This window comes from Flexistipes sp. (assembly GCF_036172515.1).
Taxonomy (GTDB): domain Bacteria; phylum Chrysiogenota; class Deferribacteres; order Deferribacterales; family Flexistipitaceae; genus Flexistipes.
Genome location: NZ_JAXKVW010000025.1, coordinates 1 through 20502 on the forward strand (window position 1 = coordinate 1; position 20502 = coordinate 20502).

17 protein-coding genes are annotated in these 20502 nt (G+C 36.5%); 8 read left to right on the forward strand and 9 right to left on the reverse strand.

Annotation, left to right across the window (positions count from 1 at the left end):
* Window positions 1-82 precede the first annotated feature (82 nt).
* Window positions 83-409, reverse strand: a complete 327-nt coding sequence (locus UMU13_RS11315) for a HepT-like ribonuclease domain-containing protein (RefSeq protein WP_328219198.1) — start codon at window positions 407-409, stop codon at window positions 83-85.
* The gene (locus UMU13_RS11320; RefSeq protein WP_148255783.1) at window positions 402-728 is read right to left on the reverse strand and encodes a nucleotidyltransferase domain-containing protein; all 327 of its coding nucleotides are present in this window, start codon (window positions 726-728) and stop codon (window positions 402-404) included. Before UMU13_RS11320 ends, UMU13_RS11315 begins: the two co-directional genes overlap by 8 nt.
* Window positions 729-971: 243 nt before the next feature.
* On the opposite strand from UMU13_RS11320, the gene UMU13_RS11325 reads away from it, so the two are divergent.
* The 7 genes from UMU13_RS11325 (at window position 972) to UMU13_RS11355 (ending at window position 7383) form a co-directional block, all read left to right on the forward strand.
* A complete protein-coding gene (locus UMU13_RS11325) occupies window positions 972-1619 on the forward strand; it encodes a transposase (protein WP_328219199.1) in 648 nt (215 codons plus the stop codon).
* A 44-nt stretch (window positions 1620-1663) separates the two neighbouring features.
* Window positions 1664-2014: a VanZ family protein gene (locus UMU13_RS11330; protein WP_328219201.1), complete on the forward strand. Its 351-nt coding sequence runs from the start codon at window positions 1664-1666 to the stop codon at window positions 2012-2014.
* 101 nt (window positions 2015-2115) lie between these two features.
* Window positions 2116-3204, forward strand: a complete 1089-nt coding sequence (gene galE, locus UMU13_RS11335; RefSeq protein ID WP_328219204.1) for a UDP-glucose 4-epimerase GalE — start codon at window positions 2116-2118, stop codon at window positions 3202-3204.
* 169 nt (window positions 3205-3373) lie between these two features.
* Window positions 3374-3715 (forward strand): nucleotidyltransferase domain-containing protein, encoded by a 342-nt coding sequence (locus UMU13_RS11340; protein WP_328219205.1) that lies wholly within the window; start codon window positions 3374-3376, stop codon window positions 3713-3715.
* Window positions 3696-3953: a HEPN domain-containing protein gene (locus UMU13_RS11345; protein ID WP_328219207.1), complete on the forward strand. Its 258-nt coding sequence runs from the start codon at window positions 3696-3698 to the stop codon at window positions 3951-3953. The genes UMU13_RS11340 and UMU13_RS11345 overlap by 20 nt, the downstream gene beginning before the upstream one ends.
* A 477-nt stretch (window positions 3954-4430) precedes the next feature.
* Complete coding sequence (locus UMU13_RS11350; RefSeq protein ID WP_328219209.1) at window positions 4431-5312, forward strand: glycosyltransferase family 4 protein; 882 nt, start codon at window positions 4431-4433, stop codon at window positions 5310-5312.
* Between the two features lie 49 nt (window positions 5313-5361).
* Window positions 5362-7383, forward strand: coding sequence for a hypothetical protein (locus UMU13_RS11355; protein ID WP_328219211.1), 2022 nt, complete (start codon window positions 5362-5364; stop codon window positions 7381-7383).
* Between the two features lie 323 nt (window positions 7384-7706).
* Here the strand turns inward: UMU13_RS11355 and UMU13_RS11360 are convergent, their stop codons facing one another.
* Window positions 7707-8597, reverse strand: a complete 891-nt coding sequence (locus tag UMU13_RS11360; protein ID WP_328219212.1) for a Wzz/FepE/Etk N-terminal domain-containing protein — start codon at window positions 8595-8597, stop codon at window positions 7707-7709.
* A 106-nt stretch (window positions 8598-8703) separates the two neighbouring features.
* Entirely contained in the window at window positions 8704-10614 is a 1911-nt protein-coding gene (locus UMU13_RS11365; protein WP_328219213.1) for an MraY family glycosyltransferase, read from the reverse strand.
* A 1689-nt stretch (window positions 10615-12303) separates the two neighbouring features.
* Between UMU13_RS11365 and UMU13_RS11370 the strand changes: the two genes are divergently transcribed.
* Window positions 12304-13494, forward strand: coding sequence for a hypothetical protein (locus UMU13_RS11370; RefSeq protein ID WP_328219215.1), 1191 nt, complete (start codon window positions 12304-12306; stop codon window positions 13492-13494).
* Window positions 13495-14307: 813 nt separating this feature from the next.
* On the opposite strand, the gene mltG is transcribed toward UMU13_RS11370, so the two are convergent.
* The 5 genes from mltG to UMU13_RS11395 form a co-directional block, all read right to left on the reverse strand.
* Window positions 14308-15300 (reverse strand): endolytic transglycosylase MltG, encoded by a 993-nt coding sequence (gene mltG, locus UMU13_RS11375; RefSeq protein WP_328219216.1) that lies wholly within the window; start codon window positions 15298-15300, stop codon window positions 14308-14310.
* On the reverse strand, window positions 15293-16423 hold the full coding sequence (gene carA, locus UMU13_RS11380) for a glutamine-hydrolyzing carbamoyl-phosphate synthase small subunit (protein WP_328219217.1): 1131 nt from the start codon (window positions 16421-16423) through the stop codon (window positions 15293-15295). The genes mltG and carA overlap by 8 nt, the downstream gene beginning before the upstream one ends.
* Window positions 16424-16906: 483 nt before the next feature.
* Complete coding sequence (locus tag UMU13_RS11385; protein ID WP_328219218.1) at window positions 16907-17320, reverse strand: CoA-binding protein; 414 nt, start codon at window positions 17318-17320, stop codon at window positions 16907-16909.
* 335 nt (window positions 17321-17655) lie between these two features.
* Window positions 17656-18894, reverse strand: a complete 1239-nt coding sequence (locus UMU13_RS11390) for a trypsin-like peptidase domain-containing protein (RefSeq protein ID WP_328219220.1) — start codon at window positions 18892-18894, stop codon at window positions 17656-17658.
* Window positions 18864-20054 carry a molybdopterin molybdotransferase MoeA gene (locus UMU13_RS11395; protein ID WP_328219221.1) on the reverse strand — a complete coding sequence of 397 codons (1191 nt, stop codon included), beginning with the start codon at window positions 20052-20054 and terminating at the stop codon, window positions 18864-18866. Before UMU13_RS11395 ends, UMU13_RS11390 begins: the two co-directional genes overlap by 31 nt.
* Window positions 20055-20502: the final 448 nt, after the last annotated feature.

The following is a 20502-nucleotide window of genomic DNA, read 5'->3' on the forward strand; positions in this document are numbered from 1 at the left end:
ATTAAAAGCCTGGAAATTTTAATTTAATGCTGGCTCTCCTTCTGGAATTGACTGGCTCTCAGTTCCGGAAGGGTGGCTCAGTTCATAACGGACACCTGGCTCTATCAAGCCGGAATATGCAAGCATCAATGTTTATATAATGATGGGAAATGATTTCCCTCATCTTCATAATACTGCTCCAATAATCTTTAGTAGCAAAATTTTCCAAAACTTCAGGATTGTTTTTATATAAATTTTTTATATTTTCTCCGATTGTTTGGAGTCTCATTGATATTGAATCAAATTTTTCCAGGTTTTTGTCATTTTTAAGAAAATCCTCACCAGAATCTATGCCAGAAAACCTTTTTTCAATCAAATCAATGCTTTTCAATATAAAGTCAATCGTAAAGTTTATGTCGATTTTACCCATACATGACTTCTTTTTCGATATTCTCTTTTAATGGTTTATTTAAGTCTTTATGATCATACACCAAATCAACTTTGTGATCTAAAATTTTTTCTATATAAACCCATGCTCCAGCAACATTCCTGAAGTTGGTATTGCTGAATTTTACATAAATATCAATGTCACTGCCCGTATCATAAGTATCATTTACATAGCTGCCGAACAGACCAATTTTTATTACGCTGAATTTGTTACGCAATACGTCTTTATGTCGGTTTAAACATTCCAAGATATGTCCTTTTGTGAGTTCTGTTTGATTTGCCGGCATTTTTAAATGCTCCATTTTTACGATTTATAAGGTTATTATAGTAATATTTTAAATATTTTGCAATGAGTTCCAATGAGATGGACTAATGTGGATGATTTGAGTACCCTCCCTCACACTTCGTAAGTGTGAGGATAATATTTGACAAATATACTAAGTTTTCATAATATAACTAATTGTTACTAAATATATTTTATACCTATTGGCTAAGATCACCCAATCTCACACTTACGAAGTGTGAGATTGGTGCTGGAGCATTTTATGAGAAAACATCCGCTTGTTACAGATCATGTTTATCATGTGTTCACAAAAAGCATAGCCGGATACGAAATATTCAGTAGCGTTGCCGATTTTCACAGAATGATAGAAATGATGAAGTTTTATGGTTATGAAAAGAGACCTTCCAGATTTTCTGAATATGTACGTATTAAAAATAAAGATGAGTATCTCAAAAAGTATACTCACTCTGAAGATACTATAGTGGATTTAATCGCTTACTGTCTCATGCCCACACATATTCATTTTCTGCTTGTTCAAAAGAAAGATAAAGGGATATCTGCTTATATGAAAAATATCCTGGACAGCTATACCAGATATTTTAACAATAAAAATAGTAGAAAGGGGCCTTTGTGGCAGGGGAGATTTAAAAGTGTATATGTGGAAACGGATGAGCAGTTACTGCATTTGACAAGATATATCCATCTTAATCCGACTTCTTCAAAGTTAGTGCCAACTCCTGAAGACTGGCCGTATTCTTCATATAGAGAATACTTGCATGAATCAGAGCGTAATGTATGCAATTTTACAAATTATATTGATATTAATTCTGAAGAATACAGACATTTTGTAACTTCCAGAAAAGGTTATCAGGCAAAACTTAATAAAATAAAACACTTACTTTTAGAATAACCCAATCTCACACTTCGTAAGTGTGAGATTATATTGGGAGAAATATGAAACGCGTTTATCAAATAGTTTTTTTGTCTGCGGTTATTGTCATAGAGTATTTGGCTGTCACTACAAGAGAAATCGAAGCGGTGTCCCACAGCTGGGATAAGCTGAATCACGTATTGGCTTTTATGGTATTGTACGTACTTTTTTTACTTGCTTTTACCAAGCTAAGTGAAAAAGTGAAAATAACTTTGCTGCTGATTTATGCATTGCATATTGAGATTATCCAGCATTTTATACCAGGACGTGAATTTTCACTATTGGATATAACAGCTGATATAATTGGGATTATTCTTGGTTTGATTTTGTCTAAATTATTTGCAAGCCGAAAGGATTTGACCCAGAATATTTGAATAAAATCGACTTCGTGTTGATTTCAAATTGACCGTATATTAACATATTAATGCAATTTAATTGTTATTATACAATAATACTTAAAAGGAGATTTTCATATATGAAGATACTTGTTACAGGAGGAGCGGGTTATATCGGCAGCCACGTTGTGAAACAGCTGCTGGAATTTACCGGGCATGAAATAATAATATTGGACAATTTGAGCACAGGCAGAGAAAGTACCCTGGAAACCCTCAAATCAATAAGGGATTTTACATTTATCAAGCTTGATTTGAAAGAATTCCACGAGGTTGAAAAGATACTTCAAGAAAACGATATTAATACGATAATACATTTTGCAGCATCTATTATAGTTCCCGAATCTGTGGAGAATCCAGCAAAGTATTACATGAATAATACAGTTAATACGACAAACCTTATCAAATGCGCTTCGGAGAACGGAATTAAAAAATTCGTGTTCAGCTCGACGGCAGCTGTCTACGGGGAACCCAAACCTGAAATTCAAAATTCAAAATTTAAAATTAATGAATCTTATGCAACCAAGCCTATAAATCCTTATGGTTGGTCAAAACTGATGAGTGAAAGAGTGCTGCAGGATACGGCTAAAGCAGGCGGAAAGATGAAGTATGTGATTTTCAGATATTTTAATGTAGCCGGAGCTGATATCCACTACAATGAACACGCTTCACACCCAGCTCCTAACACCTCACACTTCACATCTGACATTTCACAACTCTCCCCCAGAATTGGTCAAAGCACTCCCAATGCAACACATCTGATAAAAATAGCATCCGAATGTGCGGCGGGCAAAAGGGATAAAATGTATATATTTGGCGATGATTATCCCACTGAAGATGGAACATGTATAAGGGATTATATCCATGTGGATGACCTGGCTGACGCTCATATCAGGGCAATCGAATATCTGCAGAAGAATCCCAGCGATATTTTCAACTGCGGCTACGGCAGAGGATACAGTGTAAAAGAAGTCATAGATGTGATGAAAAATGTGACGGGAATAGATTTTGAAGTGGAAGTATCTGGCAGAAGAGAAGGTGATCCGGCAGTTCTTGTTTCCGATAATAAAAAAATTAAAAGTTCGATGAACTGGCAGCCCAAATATGATAATCTTGAAATCATCTGCAAAAGTGCGTATGAATGGGAAAAGAGTGTAAAGTTAGATAGATAAGTAGAGAAATTGTGAATTAGGGAAAGGTTGTCAAGATTTGTAGAGACTGGGAAAACTTGTTAAGTATATAGACCATTTCAACATCAGCACTAATTCTTAGCACTTAATACTCAGCACATATAAAAAACACTTTCTTGAACTTTGACCGTAAAATCTGTATTATTTTATTATGAGAAAAGATATTGATATTGAAAAATTAAAAGAAGAAATCGTTGAGCGTTTAAAACCGCTGAATCCTGACAAAATTATACTGTTCGGAAGCTATGCCTATGGTAATCCTGATGACGAAAGTGATATAGATTTGTTTTTGGTAAAATCTGGTCTTAAGGAGCCCAGACAGTTTACACTTGAAGCCAGAAAAAGATTACGAGATATTATTTTGAATTATAGGACTAACGGCATTGATATTTTAGCGAGTTCGAAAGAGTTTTTAGAAAGCAGAGAGGATTATTTTTACAGAGTGGATATTTTAAAAAATGGAAAGGTTCTTTATGAACAAAACAGCAGCTAAAGAGTGGCTTACAAAAGCATGGCACCATTTAAGTAGTGCGCAACTACTTTTCCAGTTAGAGCATTATACTGATATAATAGCTATTGAGATTCATTATGCTGTTGAGATCAGCTTGAAGTCTTTTTTAGCGTATGACAATAGCAAGATATTTAAAACACATGATTTAGTAGATATTTATAAACATATCAAAGATCATATAAATTTTGATGATGATTTCTGTGCTTTAGCAGATAAGTGAATATCATATAGGTGAATCGTATCCATCATCCAATAGAAGTCTTCCAACGAGGGAAGAGATAGAAGAAGTTTTGGAGTTTGCTGCCGACGTTTTTGAGAGAGTCTGTGACATACTAAAAATAGACAAAGCTGAAATAATGAAACGGTAGGAATAAGTGAGTAGGGCAGTGTTGGTGCTAGTGTATTGCTCCAATAAAAATTGTAAGGAAATTTAGAAAAAGAAGTACAGTGATTTATATTTACATTTGGCTGTAAATTATAATATAAATAAAACATGATAAAAAGCCTGTTAATCGCATTTATATTATCATTTTTCTTGAACTTTGTATTTATATACCTTTTAAATCATAAAAAATTTAGAGATACATTTAACGGTCCACAAAAATTTCATGTATTTCCCACCTCAAGAATTGGTGGATTAGCAATTGTATTAAGTGTTTTTATTGCTGCTATATTTTATTATTTTGTGTTTCACAAAATGGAAATCTTTTATATCCTCTTATCTGCAATTCCGATAACATTTGCTGGTCTCGTTGAAGATATCGTAAAAAAAATAACTGTAAAAATAAGATTGTTTGCTGCTTTTATTTCTGTAGTCATTGGAATTTTGCTCCTTAATATTGTAGTTACGAGTATAGATATCCCGTTTTTTGACAGTTTATTTCAAATAAAAGTCTTTGCATACATCTTTACTATAATAGCTGCTTCAGGTGTAGCAAATTCAATAAATATTATTGACGGGTATAACGGCTTATCAGCAGTGGTTTCCATATTAATTTTTTTGGCTTTAGGCTATGTAGCTTTTGAACTCCATGATGTTCTTGTACTTGGCATGTGCTTTATTATGATAGGTTCTATTGGTGGTTTTTTTATTTGGAATTATCCTTTTGGGAAGATTTTTTTAGGTGACGGTGGTGCATACTTTATTGGATTTGTAATTGCGGTTTTGTCTATTTTACTTGTTAACAGAAATAGTGAAGTTTCCTCTTGGTTCCCTCTGTTGGTAGTTATATATCCTGTATTTGAAACCGTTTTCTCAATATACAGAAGAAAAATCTTAAAAAAAACAAAGATCGGTCATCCGGACAGCTTTCATCTGCATCAGCTTTTATACAAGAGGGTTGTACCTTTTATTTTTGAGCTGGACAGAAAAGAAAATGTCCTTTTGAGAAATTCAGCCACATCTCCTTTTCTATGGCTGATATGCAGTTTAGCAATAATACCGGCGATTCTTTTTTGGCAGCATACTTATATATTGATTATTTTTGTTTTTTTATTTTGCATTTTTTATATAATGCTTTACAAAAATATTGCAAAATTTAAAATAGGAAGAGTTTTGAAATATTTAAAAACTTATTGATTTTAAGAAAAAATTTGGTTTTAGTATGTAGTGAGAAATAGGGGGAATTATGAAGTCTAATGTCTATAAAGTTTTAGCCGTTTTTTTTATAATAATTGTTTGCTATGGTCTCACACTGTATAAACGGAATGAGCAACTGAATTTCTGGTTCCAGAATAAACCTGTTTATTTTACAGAAAATTATCCTGCTATGACAACATTGGATGCATACCACTGGCTCAGATATGCTGATTTGTACGGGGAAGTTCCTTTTGAAAATGATGTGAAACTACCATTGAAGGAGTACCCTGACGGTGCAAGTATGCCCGACAAAGTACCAATGCTGAGCTATATGATAGACAAGACCAAAGGTTTGTTTGATTCGGAAGGTTATAATGAAATCTATATCGCAGGCATAAAACTGACAAATATTCTGGGCGGTTTACTGGTTATCCCCTTCATACTTTATTTTTTCAGCATAGGTTTTCCTGCTGCAGGTATACTCGGAGGCTTAATAGGTAATTTCAGCTACGCTTATTATGTGAGGGCTTCCACAGGCAGGGTTGATACAGATACGCTTAATATGTTTTTCCCTTTCTTTGCTGCTTACCTGATATATCTCATGGATAAATGCAAAACAAATAGGGGTATTTATTTTTACTCGGTGATCTTAGGTCTGACCATGTATTTTTTTACATGGTGGTATGAACATCCGGGCTTTATAATTGTTTATTTTGCAATATTTTTATTTTTTCTTCTCATCAAAAGAGTAAAATGGAAAGTCGTGGGTATATCTTCACTGCTTTTCATTTTGTTCTCATATCCCGTGTATTTTTACAGAGGTTTTTTTAACCTATATAATTTCGTATTCGGCAAATATATAGCTTCTTTTTTCTCGGCTTCTGAAAGCAAGACGATAGTTTTTCCAAACATTCTACAGACTATTACTGAGAGCCAGAATAAAAATATCAAAGAAGTTATTGAAATGATGATCGGCAACCAAGCTATTGGTATAGCAGGTTTAATTCTTGCTGTAGGATTCCTTATTTATAAATGGCGTTCTTTGCTGCCAATGCTGCCCATGTTTGGCTTAGGCTGCCTGGCTTTTTATTCATCCAACAGATTTTCCATGTTTCTGGCTCCTTTTATTGGGATTGGGATAGGTTTTTTTGTGGACATCATTTTAAAATATGGAACTAAGTATATCAATTTAAACAAGCTGAATTATCAGGTAATATCTGTACCGATAGCTTTTATCATTTTCTTTCTTACGGCAGGAATGACAGCATATGACTATATACCCAGACCTTCAATCTCACGACCGATAACCCAAACTTTTCTTGATCTGAAACGACAACTGCCGAAACATTCAGCAGTATTTACTTGGTGGGACTACGGGTATGCAATTATGGATATTGCAGAGCTTGCAACTTATCACGATGGAAGTGCTCACGGCGGCGCACGTACGTATTTTGTTGCAAAAGGTTTTACATCTGACAATCAGAGCGTAATGCATAATATAGTTACATATATTGACAATAAAGGATTTGATTCTATCAATGATATGATAAAAGATAACAAATCCCCTGATTATATGCTGGATCATGTCTTAAATTACAACGGCGATCTGACAAATAAAAATACATACGTTTATTATACAAACGATATGATTGGCAAATACGGAGCCATGAGCTTTTTCGGAAACTGGGATTTTAATGAAAGAGAGAGTGATTCGGGTGGCTATCAGGCTGTAAACTGCTCTTCCATGAAAAATAATGTGCTGCAATGCAGGGGTATGAATATTGATCTTAACCAGGGAGTGCTGCAGATGCAGAACAGGAGCATTCCTCTGAAACGTATCGTTTTTGTGGATGGAGGTTACGTCAAAGATACACAAAGATTTGGTTTTGAAAGTAACCTTAATGTTATAATTATAACAAACGGAAGATATATCAGCGGTATTTATATAGTGCGGAATGAAGTATATAACTCAAATTTTAATCAACAATACATTTTGGGGAAATATGACAAAGACAAATTTGAAGAAGTGTACAATAATTTTCCCGTAGCCAGGGCTTTCAGAGTTAAATAGAAGAGTGTGGCGGGGACATGCTACTGAGGTCTTGGCACAGATATTTTTAAAGACTTTTGAATAATTTGTTGAATTCTTATCCTTGTACATTCCGGCTCGATAGAGCCAGTTGTCCGTTATTAACTGAGCCAGCCTCCCGGAACCGAGAGTCTATATTGAAGGTGACCGAAAACAAGTAATACGCTGACCGAGTTACTCCGCTACAGGCGCATGCAATATCAGAGTCAAAAAAATAAACGCTCCTGATTGCATTATTTTAAATTACTATGTTGTGATTGTCATGTTGGATCCAAAGACTAAGTGAATATGAACAGCCTTAGCTATTATTTATTTTCGGTATAATCCTTAAAGCCTTTTATGAACTCTTTAAAAAAGATCAAAAATACAGATAAAATAATACCGGTGACAAAAGCTACCACTATGATCAGCTTTTTATTTGGAGCAACAGGATTTTCTGAAACCTCGATTTTTCCCAATACTCTTGTGTTATGTGTGTATGGCTCTGTCATTGCAAGCTTTACTCTTTTTAATTGAATATTCCTGATTTCTTGTTTTTGAAGTTTAAGTTCTTCTATTTTATCCTGGAGACTTTGTATCAGCCGTTGGTTGTTGATCTCTTCTAATGCGAACAAAGTTTCCTGAGCTTTGTCATTAACCCTTTTTTCGTTTATAATTTTAATATTTTGTTCGTATTTTTTTATTTTGTTTTTATAAGTATCAATTCTGCTGTTGATTGATGCCAGTTCCTTTTTCATTTGTTTTGCTCTTTCATTCAATATTTCTATACGGTCGGTAACTTTATATTTATACTTAGTTTTGATGTATTTTGACACATTTTCTAACATTTGTTTTGCATCAGCTTTTGATAAACCACGGGTGGTTACTGTGAGAATATTATCCGTTATTTCTACATTATGAACTATAGCTTTATTTTCTTCAAACCCCTTGTTTTCTTCTACGTCAAAAACCACTTCTATTTCCTTTTTTAAAATATTAGGCTCAACCAATACTTCTTCGTTAACTATACCTATTTCAAAAGCAGCTTTAGACTCATAAACAGGTTCTTTGTAATAAGCGTAAAATGATGCTAATGTGACAATTAGTGCTGTAATTAATATTATTAAAAATTTATTTTGCCAGATGGTCAAAAATAATTCTCTAAGGTCAATCTCGTCTTCGTATGCCGGCGGTGTATTTTTGTTGTTATCGTCCATTTAAAAAAGTACCTCTTTTATAAGTTTTGCGTAAATAAACAAGGCTATTTTATATCATAAAATATTATTTATATCAAACGTGTTTTTTGCTTCTTTGCGATCTTACTTACCTTAAAAAACCGTTTATTGTAGTTGCTACTTTAAGGCATTCTCTGCCCTGACTGGCGTAACCTTTCTGAATTTGCTTCAAACCAGCTTTTTTTATGGTTTCGCTGTACTTGGAAAAAATTTTGTTAAGGGGTATACCGGATACTTTTATATCTTCAGGTCTTTCAATCTTTAGTTGAGATATTTGTTTAAAAAAAGGCTTTATTTGATTATACAACTCAGAAATTGTTTCAGGATGCATCTTCAAGTATTCTTCAAGATATTTATTTGACTTGTTAAGATTGCCTTTGGTTAATTCATTTATAATAAGGTTGGCGTAAATTTTGTTTGTTTTTCCGTATACAATCTTTTGGATAATGGGTAAACGGGCTTTTTTGTGATATTCGAGGATAACATCCCTTGCTTTTTTATATTTACCTTGGTCAATATATTCATCTGCTGTTTTTTTGTAGGAAATGGGGGATACGTATTTCGTGTAATTTATTTTATAGCTGTCGGTCATTTCTTTATAAAACGAATAGTAAAAACCGTACGGCATTGATATCAGAATAATCAACATAAAGGCAATATGATACCTGTAATATTTATATCTTGAGGTAAGTATAGCTTTGTTGGGATAGTACATAATTGTTGTTAAAAAAAGTGTGAGGACATTATTTGTAATACTAATATTGCTCATAAGGTTAATCATGAATAGCCCATAAATTGCCAATATTTCCATGGGACTAATAAAAAGGAAGTCTACACGTTTTTTAAGAATGAGTTTCAATGACAGCAAAAGAACCAACAGACAATATACGATGAAGAAATCTTTAGCCAGGCTATTACTAACAATAAAAAGATTGATATAATATAAAAACCAAAAAATCAGGAAATTAATGAATTCATTTTTTATTTTCAATATTTTGGATAACCAGATAGAAATTGAAATCACACATGCAAAAATCAGGATTGCGATTATCTCTGCATAATTCCAGCTGGTTTTATTAGCAGCTACCGCTATGAGAAAAAGGTAAGTGAGAGCTGAAATGAGGTAGTTTACGCAAATGATTGGTTTACTGTCAGTTTTGTTTTCTGCTGTTATTCGTTTTATATATTTTATCTTATCATTTACCCTTATAACTATTTGATTAAGATTAAACAAATGGCTGATTTTTAATATTATTAAGAATACATAAATTAAAATAAAGGCAATTATTAATCCGTATTTTATCTCTTTGTTGTTAAATATAACAGCTACAGCTCCAAGAAGGGCTGAAAGAGAATAAAAAGTTAGAAGTGTCTGTTTGGTGGTGAAGTGAAGCTCCAATAATCTGTGGTGCAAATGTTCTTTATCCGCGGAAAAAGGGTGTTCACCTTTGCTCAAGCGTCTTATTATTGCTAGAAAAGTGTCAAAAACCGGTATGGAGATAAACATTACTGGTACGAGCACAGAAAGAACTGTGCCGGATTTATACGATATAATTAGTGACAATACTGAGATAGTGAAACCAAGAAAAAGGCTGCCGGTATCTCCCATGAAGATTACAGCCGGTGGTAGATTGAATCTGAGAAAACCTAAGATACTTCCCACCATGACAAAGCAAAGAGTTGCAAAATATACATTTCCTTGAAGAGATGCGGCCACTCCCAAAGCAACAAAACCTATCAGGGCTAAGCCGCTTGCCAGCCCATCCATACCATCTATAAGATTAACGGCATTGGTGACTCCCAGTATCCAAAAATAGGTTAAAATTATCTCAAGATACAGCGGAGCATTGAATTCAAAAAATATATTACCGTAAAAAATTATAATAGTTGCAGCAGCTATCTGTCCCAAAAGTTTGTACCGGGGTCGTATGTTACAAATGTCATCACATATCCCGACAATTACAATTACAGTTGCCCCTGCGATCAGACTTAAGGTCATGGAGTTAAATTCACCTAAAAAATAGAAGCATATTAAAAAGGATAGAAAAATCCCCAAACCACCCAGGCGAGGTGTGTGTGAGTTATGGATTTTTCTTTCATTGGGGATATCTACGAATCCATAATGTTCTGACAATGCCTTGATGACAGGGATAAAAGAGAGGCTCAAAAACATTGCAATCATTAAATAGAACGTTTCACTAATATGCCCCTCCAACTCTATTTAGATATTTATGAATACTTTAATATTACCATACCTGATTAAGAAATCAAATTTAAATGAAAAATTAGCAACCTCCCAAAATTTATGTACTTATGCTATTTGACAATACTTTATCTTAATATCGGGGTTTTCGCTCATGAAGATATCCCAATATTAAACACAGTTGTATATTTATTCGTTATGTCGTTTTATGTGGCAGAGATTTCTCACTTTGTTCTAAAGAATGCCTGCGGCTAGCACCAGTCTTTTAGACTGGTAAATATGTTTACATTCTATTTATCCGCCCAAGGCGGATGCTAGACAACAAATGTCACCTAGAGCGCAGCCGAGAAATCTCATTGTCAAACAAGATTGTTTTCATACCCCATCCTACCCTTCCCCTAAGGTAGGGGAAGGAAAGTTCTTCTCCCCCTGGTTTAGGGGGAGATTAAGAGGGGGTATTTTTTCCCAACAACGTCTTAGATTTCTCCGCTCCACCGAGCACTCATGTCGAGCGCTCGCTTCCGGTCGAAATGACAGTGTTTTATGTCATCCCGAGCGAAGCCGAGGGATCTCTATCTATGTACTAACAATATCTGCGTATTTTCATAGCTCTAAAAAATGGGAGGGTGCCAAAAATGAAAAAAAACTTATGGATTGTTTGAATAATATATGATTTTCAATGTGAGACCTTTGAATAATGTATTATTATAAATTTTACCACCTCTTAATCCCCTCCTAACTCTTTGATAGTTTGAGCACCTTGAGTAATTTGTGTATTTAATGTTGATCTTTTTTAACCATAGTGAAATGGAACAAAAGTTTCACAAGGGGGACCTTTCTCAATGAATAATCATGAATAACAACAAATAACTAATAAGCACACTTGCATATTTATTTGCTATATCATTTCTTACGGTATAGATTTATCCACGCCCAAGGCTGATGCTATACATTTTTTCCTGTCATCTCGACCGAAGCGGAGAGATCTCTTTGTCAAATAACATTATAGATCTCTCGACTCCACTCCGTTCCGCTCGAGATGACAAAAAGTATCGTCCCTCGCACTGTTGAATCCCGAAGGTAAGTGGCAAAGCCATTTATCAACAGGATGCTCAGTTTTGAATACCTTGAACAATTTTGGTTATTTGGACACTCACATTCACTCTCACTTTCACTCTCTCATATCGGAACATCACTGAAAGTGCCGGGGATATTGCATTGTGTCCACTTAATATAATTATGTTGTGAATATACCAAATTTTGTTGACAGGGTGTAAATCCTGTGTTAAAGATTATTAGTATGCAAGATATTCAAAAATTTGAAAAGGTGGTGATGCTAAAAAAGAAGTTGTGTTGGCATTTTATTTAACAGAGCACCAGAACCATTCAAATCGTACTATTTAAAGCAAGTAATTAAAAAGGTAGTAAATCCCCAAAGGGATTAAAATTAAGAAAAAACCTACAGGAGGAAGTATTATGAAGAAAGTGTTAATTGCATTAGTTGTACTGCTATTTGCAGTGTCTGTTTATGCAGACAGCAGACTTGACCTTAGCGGTCAGATGAGAGTAAGAGGTAAAACTTTTGAAAATTTCCAAGATTTTAATGACAGTACTAAAGCTGATGAAGAAAGCTATTTTGATCAGCGATTCAGAATCGGCGGTAAGATTAAAGTAGCAGACGGTATCAGTGTAAATTTCAGATTTGACTTCATGGAAGAAACATGGGGTGATTACGGTACTCACAGTGATCCAGCTGTTATAGACCAGGACAGAGGATACCTTGAAATCGATAAAGATATGTTTATGCTTAGAGCCGGTCGCCAATATTTTGGTCTTGGTAACTCGATAGCTGTTGATACAAATGGAAATGGATTTCTTCTTAAACTCAAAACACCTCTTTCAGTAACTGCATTATATCAGAAAGATTCTGAAGGTGGCGCTAAGTCTGATTCTTCCGACTTGAATACAGAAGATATAACATTATACGGTCTGAATTTAGGTTATGCTGCAGAAATGGCAAACCTTAACGTTTTTTATGCTACAGCAATTTCTGGTGAGAACGCAACTTATTCTGATGGTGCTGATATGAGTGTAATCGGCCTGCAGGCAGACGGTAAAGCCGGAATGGTAGCTCTTAATGCAGAATATAACTATTTTACAGGTTCTGAAGATGCCTCTGATATGGACTTAGTTGGAAGTCAGTTCTATCTTGATGGTAGCGCCAACGTAGGTATGGCTAAAGTTGGTGCAGAATTTTTCTATGCTGCTGGTACAGATGCCAGTGATGAAGATCAGATTACATATTTGAATAACTGGGATTCTTTTACTCCTGTTGGCGGTTTTGCTGACAGTGATATAGTTGATGTAGCTCTTCCTGGATATAATGCTGTTTTCGAGCTTGATACTAACTCTGGTTCTATGGGTATAGCTCCTTATGTATCTTTCAGCCCTATGGAAAAGTTAAGCCTTGCAGCAAATGTTGGTTACTTTGAACCTCAGGAAGACAGCGTTACTGATCTTAATTCAATAATGGTTGCTACTTTAACTGCTAATTATAGTCTGTATGAGAACACAGGCTTAAAACTTCAGTATGGTTATGCTTCTCCTGATGTAGACAACGGTGGCAACGATGATCCTGCACAAGGATTCTATGGTAAGCTTTACGTAAACTTCTAAGCACAGCTTAGATAACTGAAATAATTAAAAGCCGGGCAAGTGCCCGGCTTTTTTTATGTCATTCTTTAATATTTTTAGAAAGCATAAAATAATTTGAATAAATTTCTCAAGAGCCTTGAATAATGTGTTTTATTTTTTTGGAAGTGGCGCTTCAGCGCCGCCCGTAAAAAACCTTTGCTTCCAAAACAAGAGTCGCATATTGCAGGGCTAAAGCCCTGCTTCCAAATTATTTTAAAGTCTCAATCTTATTTGATATTGAGACCCCTTGACTCCGCCCAAGATGGGATAAATTATTGTCTTCTCGAGCGAAACGGAGTGAAGTTGAGAGATCTTTAATTTTATTTTGCAAAAGACCTCTCCGCTTCGGTCGAGGTAATGCCTGCGGCTAGCACCAGTCTTTTAGACTGGTAAATATGTGTAACATCCTATTTATCCGCCCAAGGCGGATGCTAGACAGTTTTCTGGGAAAGGTACCCCTCTTACTCTCCCCCTAATTCAGGGTGAGAAACTGGTTCCCCTCCTAAGATAGGAGGGGATAGGATGGGGTATAAAAACAAGGCTGTTTGGCAACGAGATCCCTCCGCTGCGGTCGGGATGACACCTTTTTGCCTTTTCGATTGTAACCGAGAAATATTGCATAGTGCTTGGTGGAGGGGAGAAATTTGCTTGGTGTATTGGTTATTGGTTGATTTGTGAACTTGAAAAGTGGCTAATGGTTTTCACCTCAGCAACATCAAATACATTAAAAACCTCAACTACCTTCCAGTCACGCATAACGCCTTACGCATCACGGTATCACGCATCACGGCATTCTTATTTCTGGTGGAGGTTTACTTTGTTGACGTGCTCTCGGTAAGTTTCACTGAAAAGGTGGCTGCCGTTCTCTCCGGCAACAAAATAAAGATAATCGGTGTCAGCTGGATTTGCTACCCCTTTTAAAGCTCCTTTTGAGGGTGAGCAGATGGGAGTTGGGGGCAGCCCTGAGTGTTGGTAAGTATTGTAAGGGTTTCCGGCATTTTCAAGATGTTTTTCCTGAAGATTTCCGTCAAATTTTGGATAAACTCCATAAATAATTGTAGGATCTGATTGGAGTCTCATACCTTTCCTGAGTCTGTTGTAAAATACGGAAGCCACAATCGGATATTCACTTTTGCTGTATGTTTCTTTTTGCACAATCGAGGCTAAAATCACCCCCTCATACAAATCCAGCCCGTATTTATTTACTTTGCTTTCAAAATCTTCAGGCAGCTTTTGAAGGAAGTTTTGATACATCAATTTTGCCACATCAGCAGGGTCTGCGCTTTTTGGAAAATAGTATGTATCAGGATATAAAAAACCTTCCAAAGAAGGGTATTGTTTGCCGGTAATATTTTTAACAAAATCTTTATTTGTTACATTGTCTATAAAGGCTGAATATTTAATAATATCTGCTTTATCAAGCTGTTTTGCGATGTCGTAAATGTTGTACCCCTCAGGGAACGTTACTTTTATATTATATTGGGTTCCTTTTTTGATATTTTTTATAAGTTGACTTAACGGCATGTCATCGGCTCTGTAATAGCCAAATTTGCGCTTACCTGCAAAATGATAGACATATTTGAGATAGCTTTTGAAAAACGGAGGAGTATCCAGGTGTTTGAAAATTTTGTTGTATGTTTTGTTAAAGGATTCACCCTTTTCAATATGCAGCTCGAGAGTGACATAATTATTTTTAAGATATGTTTCACAGGTATTAATCCAATAACCAATGGCAAAGGTTACTGCAAAAGCAACAATTATTATCAGAATAAAAAGATTCTTAAGCATGCCTTGCTGATTGCACCATATTCAAAAATCGGGTAAAAAGGTATTTTGCGTCATGCGGACCCGGACCGTTTTCCGGGTGGTATTGTACGGCGAAAACGGGTTTGGTTTTTAGTTTTACACCTTCAACCGTTTTGTCATTGAGATTTACATGGGTGATTTCCACTTTGTCCTTCAGCGATTCAACATCAACTGCAAAGCAATGATTCTGAGCTGTTATTTCCACTTTACCCGTTGTCATATCCTTGACAGGCTGGTTGCCGCCGTGGTGCCCGAACTTTAGTTTGTATGTTTTGCCTCCAAGTGCTATTGAGAGAATCTGATTGCCAAGACAGATACCGAAAACAGGATAATTATTGTCAACAAGTTCCTTTGCCAGCTCGTGAGCATAATGCAGTGGTTCCGGATCTCCGGGACCGTTTGACAAAAACACACCGTCTGGATTCAGTTTTACAATTTCATCAAAAGTTGTTTTGGCTGGAACAACTGTGACTTTTGACCCGCAATCGACGAAATATCTCAGGATATTCTGCTTTATTCCGTAATCCACAGCTACAATATGATAGTCGTCTTTACCGGCGTAGTTAAAATCATTTTTATCAATATCCCAGCTGCCCTGTTTCCACTGATATGGCTGAGAACAGGATACGTACTGCACAAGGTCTCTGCCCTCAATGCCGTCAGCTTCTGCTACCTTTTTATGCAGCTCATCGATATTATCTGTCTGTGTTGAGATTATACCGTTCATCGACCCCCTGAGACGGATGTGTCTGACAAGTTTCCTTGTATCAATACCCGTAATTCCAATAATACCGTGTTTTTCCAGGAATTCTCCCAGACTGATGTTTGCCCGGTAATTTGAATATGTTTTTGAGTATTCTTTTACAATGAAGGCGGAAACGTGCGGCTTTAATGACTCAAAATCCTGCTCGTTTATACCGTAATTGCCGATTAAAGGGTAGGTCATTGCCACCATCTGACCGTAATAAGAGGGGTCGGTGATTATTTCCTGATAACCTGACATGGAAGTGTTGAAAACAACTTCTCCGACAACTTCACCTTTTGCACCGAAACTTTCACCTTTAAAAACAGTGCCGTCTTCAAGAACCAAATAAGCAGATTGCATAAAATACCCCGAAATTTATTGTTAATATTTATCTTTAGTTTCGCACTTAGTTCCACCATTTCTCGCCGGGCGAAGGCGACTAAAAATCTCAAAAGCCGTAAAGGAGATTGCTTCGTCGTTTCCACTCCTCGCAATGACGAGTTGGTGGCGCCATTACGAGGGACTGAGTTCCGAAGTAATCTCAATTACGAGATTGCTTCGTCGTTTCCACTCCTCGCAATGACGTTTTTTGGAAGTCATTACGAGGAGCCGTAGGCGACGCGGTAATCTCTAACTCAAATAACGGCAGAGATTTCTCCATTTCTTCGCCCGTGGGCGGTTTTGCTCTAGATGTCAAAACACCTTAACCAGTACATTTGATAGCCTGAGTTAAAAATTTTGCAAAAAATATAAAAGCTTTCAGCTCAAAGCTATCTACCAGCACAACGATACTATCAAAATTTTTAGAAATATGTAATATTAATGTACATAATGCAAGAATTTTTAGTCTAAAACTTTAAGCCTGAGGAGCTCCTTGAAAATACATTTATTCATGATGATGGGGATATTTTTTCCGGATGCTATACTTTCAGCTTCTTCTGAGTACACATTTTCCTGAAGCCAGATAAATCCGGGATTTAGTGCCGCAGCTTCCCTTACAATATCTGCTGCTGCTTCGCTTCTTCTGAAAACATCAACGATATCGATTTTTTCCGGTACTTCTGATAGAGTTTTGTATGCTTTTACACCTAATACCTCATTTTCATTGGGATTGACAGGGAAACAATTATAGTTGTTTTTCATCAGAAATTTCATTATTCCGTTGCTTGCCCGTTCCGGATTATTGGAAGCACCCACTATTGCAATATTTTCCGCTTCTTTTAATGTTTTGTAAAGCATTTCATCGGTTAGTTGCATGGCAAACCTCACTAAATTTTGTATTATCTAAATATATGGAAATAGTTGTGATTAATCAAGATTTGATTTTTAATGGCATTTAAGCTTTTGTCACCTCGACCGAAGTGGAGAGGTCTCTTGTCAAACAATTTTGTTTTCATACCCCATCCTGGCCTTCCCCTAACTTAGGGGAAGGGACTTCACTTCTCCCCCTGGTTTAGGGGGAGAGTAAGAGGGGGTACATTTTGTCAAATAATATCTGAGATTTCTCCGCTTCACCGAGCACATAAATCCCTATGTTCTCGGTTCCGGTCGGAAAGACAGTAATTTAGTCATCACTCCTCGCTATCTTCTGCTTATATTTTCAGTTTTATCTTGAAAGTGCTGTTATTCCGGTGAAGGGTCATAATAATTTCTCCACCCAAATTATTCACAACTATATTGTTTAAATCGCTGAGCTTGTTGATTTCCTTATTATTGACGGATATAAGAGCGTCACCTTTTTTGATATACGAAGGTATGGAAGTGCTTTTCACTGTGATGAGAGACGTTTTGCCGTTAAATGTAAGTCCGAATTCCTTTTTAAGATACTCAAGTCCATAATTTTCGGGAAATTCTTCCAGTATAAGACTGCGCTCAAGCTGTTCTTCATTTCTGCTTACAACAATATCAACGGTTGATTCCGGAGGATAAGATCGGAGAATATACTTTAAGGCCATCTTGCTTCTGACCGGGATACCTTCGATCTGGAGAATCATATCATCCTTTTTCAATCCGCTTTTCTCCGCTGGTGAATCTGCCGATATATCGGTAATTTTGAGCCCCTCCTGCGTCTCGCTGGTTTGAAATCCTGTGTAAGATTTTCTTATATACCCGTATTTCAGAAAATCAGGCAGCACCCTTTTTAGCACATTAACAGGTATCGAAAAACCTATTCCCTGGGCTTCTCTGTAAATAGCGGTATTAATACCTATTACTTCACCGTCTAAGTTAATGAGAGGTCCGCCGCTGTTTCCGGGATTTATCAGTGCGTCTGTCTGGATGAAAACAGAAAAACCGTTATCAACTTTCAGTATCCGTCTGGTGGAGCCTATTACTCCTGTGGTCACAGAGCTGTTAAGCCCGAAAGGATTCCCCATTGCAATCACTGTTTCGCCCAGGTAAAGATTGCTGCTGTCACCCAGGTTGGCAACAGGGAAACTTTCATCACTGTTAATTTTCAGAACAGCCAAATCCAGAATTTTGTCACTTCCTATAATTTCTGCGCTGTACTGTTTCCCGTTGTTTAAAATGACAAAAATTTTGTTTGCAGCTTTTGTTACATGATAGTTCGTAACAATGATACCGTTTTCCCTGACAAAAAAACCCGATCCCAGACTTTGTGTTTTATATACTCTGTTAAAACCGAAAAAGTTATCAAAAAAGGGGTCATTGAAAAAAGGGTTGAACTGCTGTCGGATGATTTTTTCCGTTCTGATATTTACCACGGTGTTTTCGAACTTCCTGATGGCTTCCACCACCGGCGTTATCCTGTGTGAAGCAAAGGCTTGTGCGGATAAAAAAATTATAAGTAATATGTTAACAATGTATCGCATTCTTCTCCCTTTTGTATCCCTTCCTTATTTTTATCAATCACCGAAATACTTCTGAATGACGATAAGCTGCCGGGAACTTTTACAGAGTATCTGTCTGCTGAATGCAGGGAACCGTTTTCAAAGTATGTATAAGTCTGTATAAGTTTATAAAAACCTTCCTTCTTTTTTAAATCGAAGTTTACAGCACTTTTTTGTGCATGAAAATCTCCTGAGTCCGGAACCATAATTTTTTTAACAAATGGAATGAGAAAAAATTCAGTGGAAACAACGGCTGATTCAGGTGTTCCCGGGAAGATAAAAACAGGTCTGCTGTTTAGCTCAGCGAATTTAAATGTTTTGCCAGGGCTTGCGTTTATACCTTCTACAAGAATTTTTCCGCCCAGTTGTCTTATTGTATTTGTCAGCAGATCGAAACGGGAAAATCCGGTGCCGCCGAAGGTAGTGATTATATCATACCTTTCAGATGCTGTTTTAAGAACTTCTGCCAGCTCTTTTTTGCTGTCAGGTACAACTCCGAGATAACTGTGTGGAATATTCAGCTTATTCAGAAGTGCGGTAAGCATGTAGAAATTACTGTTAACAATGGAATGTTTGCTGTGGAAAAGATGGGTGATTTCGCCGCCTGTGGATATCACCCCTATTTTTGGAGGCATTAAAACCTCTATATGACTGATTTTCAATGAGGCGAGAAGCTCAAGGTCACGATGGTCGAGCCTGTGTTTTGGTGGAAATATTTTTTCATTCTGTTTTACTTTGCTCCCCTTTACATCTATAAACCTTTTTCCCGGTTTTTCCAAAAAGAGCTTTCCATCCTGATTTTTTGAATACTCCAGCGGAACCACCATATCCGCATTTTCAGGTATCATGGAACCAGTAGCCACTTTAAGGGCTTCGTTTTTGTCGAGAGTGTTTTCAGGATAATCCGAGGCGGAGATTTCAGCCGTTATTTTAAAAGGTTTGCTGAAATCGGAAATTTCTGCATTTATACAGTAACCGTCCATTCTGGATCTGTTAAAATGCGGCAGGTCCACCGGGCTGAGAATTTTCCGGGCGAGTATTTTCCCCATTCCCTGCTCCAGGCTCACCGTTTCGGACAAAGGGGGGAAAGAACAGTTTAATACAGTTTTCCGTGCATCCCATAAATCGCTTAAAGAGTTCATTTGTCCTTTATTGACTCCTTTGAAAAAGTACCACACCCAGCCTCCCCTCCTATCGAAGAGTTAGGAGGGGATCAAGGTGTAGTAAAATTTATAAAAATACATTAAGCACATTTGCATATTTGTTTTCTATATCGTTTCTTATAGTAGAGATTTCTCACTTCGTTCGAAAGAATGCCTGCGGCTAGCGCCAGTCTTTTAAACTGGCAAATATGCATAGCATTCTATTTATCCGAACAAGGCGGATGCTATACAACAAATGTCACCTAGAGCGCAGCCGAGAAATCTCATTGTCAAACAAGATTGTTTTCATACCCCATCCTACCCTTTCCCTAAGGTAGGGGAAGGAAAGTTCTTCTCCCCCTGGTTTAGGGGGAGATTAAGAGGGGGTATTTTTTCCCAACAACGTCTTAGATTTCTCCGCTCCACCGAGCACTCATGTCGAGCGCTC

Bases quoted from the DNA above. Each gene is read 5' to 3' on its own strand.
- UMU13_RS11315 (WP_328219198.1), bottom strand. From the start codon at position 409: ATGGGTAAAATCGACATAAACTTTACGATTGACTTTATATTGAAAAGC.
- UMU13_RS11320 (WP_148255783.1), bottom strand. From the start codon at position 728: ATGGAGCATTTAAAAATGCCGGCAAATCAAACAGAACTCACAAAAGGA.
- UMU13_RS11325 (WP_328219199.1), top strand. From the start codon at position 972: ATGAGAAAACATCCGCTTGTTACAGATCATGTTTATCATGTGTTCACA.
- UMU13_RS11330 (WP_328219201.1), top strand. From the start codon at position 1,664: ATGAAACGCGTTTATCAAATAGTTTTTTTGTCTGCGGTTATTGTCATA.
- galE (WP_328219204.1), top strand. From the start codon at position 2,116: ATGAAGATACTTGTTACAGGAGGAGCGGGTTATATCGGCAGCCACGTT.
- UMU13_RS11340 (WP_328219205.1), top strand. From the start codon at position 3,374: ATGAGAAAAGATATTGATATTGAAAAATTAAAAGAAGAAATCGTTGAG.
- UMU13_RS11345 (WP_328219207.1), top strand. From the start codon at position 3,696: ATGAACAAAACAGCAGCTAAAGAGTGGCTTACAAAAGCATGGCACCAT.
- UMU13_RS11350 (WP_328219209.1), top strand. From the start codon at position 4,431: ATGGAAATCTTTTATATCCTCTTATCTGCAATTCCGATAACATTTGCT.
- UMU13_RS11355 (WP_328219211.1), top strand. From the start codon at position 5,362: ATGAAGTCTAATGTCTATAAAGTTTTAGCCGTTTTTTTTATAATAATT.
- UMU13_RS11360 (WP_328219212.1), bottom strand. From the start codon at position 8,597: ATGGACGATAACAACAAAAATACACCGCCGGCATACGAAGACGAGATT.
- UMU13_RS11365 (WP_328219213.1), bottom strand. From the start codon at position 10,614: ATGACCTTAAGTCTGATCGCAGGGGCAACTGTAATTGTAATTGTCGGG.
- mltG (WP_328219216.1), bottom strand. From the start codon at position 15,300: ATGCTTAAGAATCTTTTTATTCTGATAATAATTGTTGCTTTTGCAGTA.
- carA (WP_328219217.1), bottom strand. From the start codon at position 16,423: ATGCAATCTGCTTATTTGGTTCTTGAAGACGGCACTGTTTTTAAAGGT.
- UMU13_RS11385 (WP_328219218.1), bottom strand. From the start codon at position 17,320: ATGCAACTAACCGATGAAATGCTTTACAAAACATTAAAAGAAGCGGAA.
- UMU13_RS11390 (WP_328219220.1), bottom strand. From the start codon at position 18,894: ATGCGATACATTGTTAACATATTACTTATAATTTTTTTATCCGCACAA.
- UMU13_RS11395 (WP_328219221.1), bottom strand. From the start codon at position 20,054: ATGAACTCTTTAAGCGATTTATGGGATGCACGGAAAACTGTATTAAAC.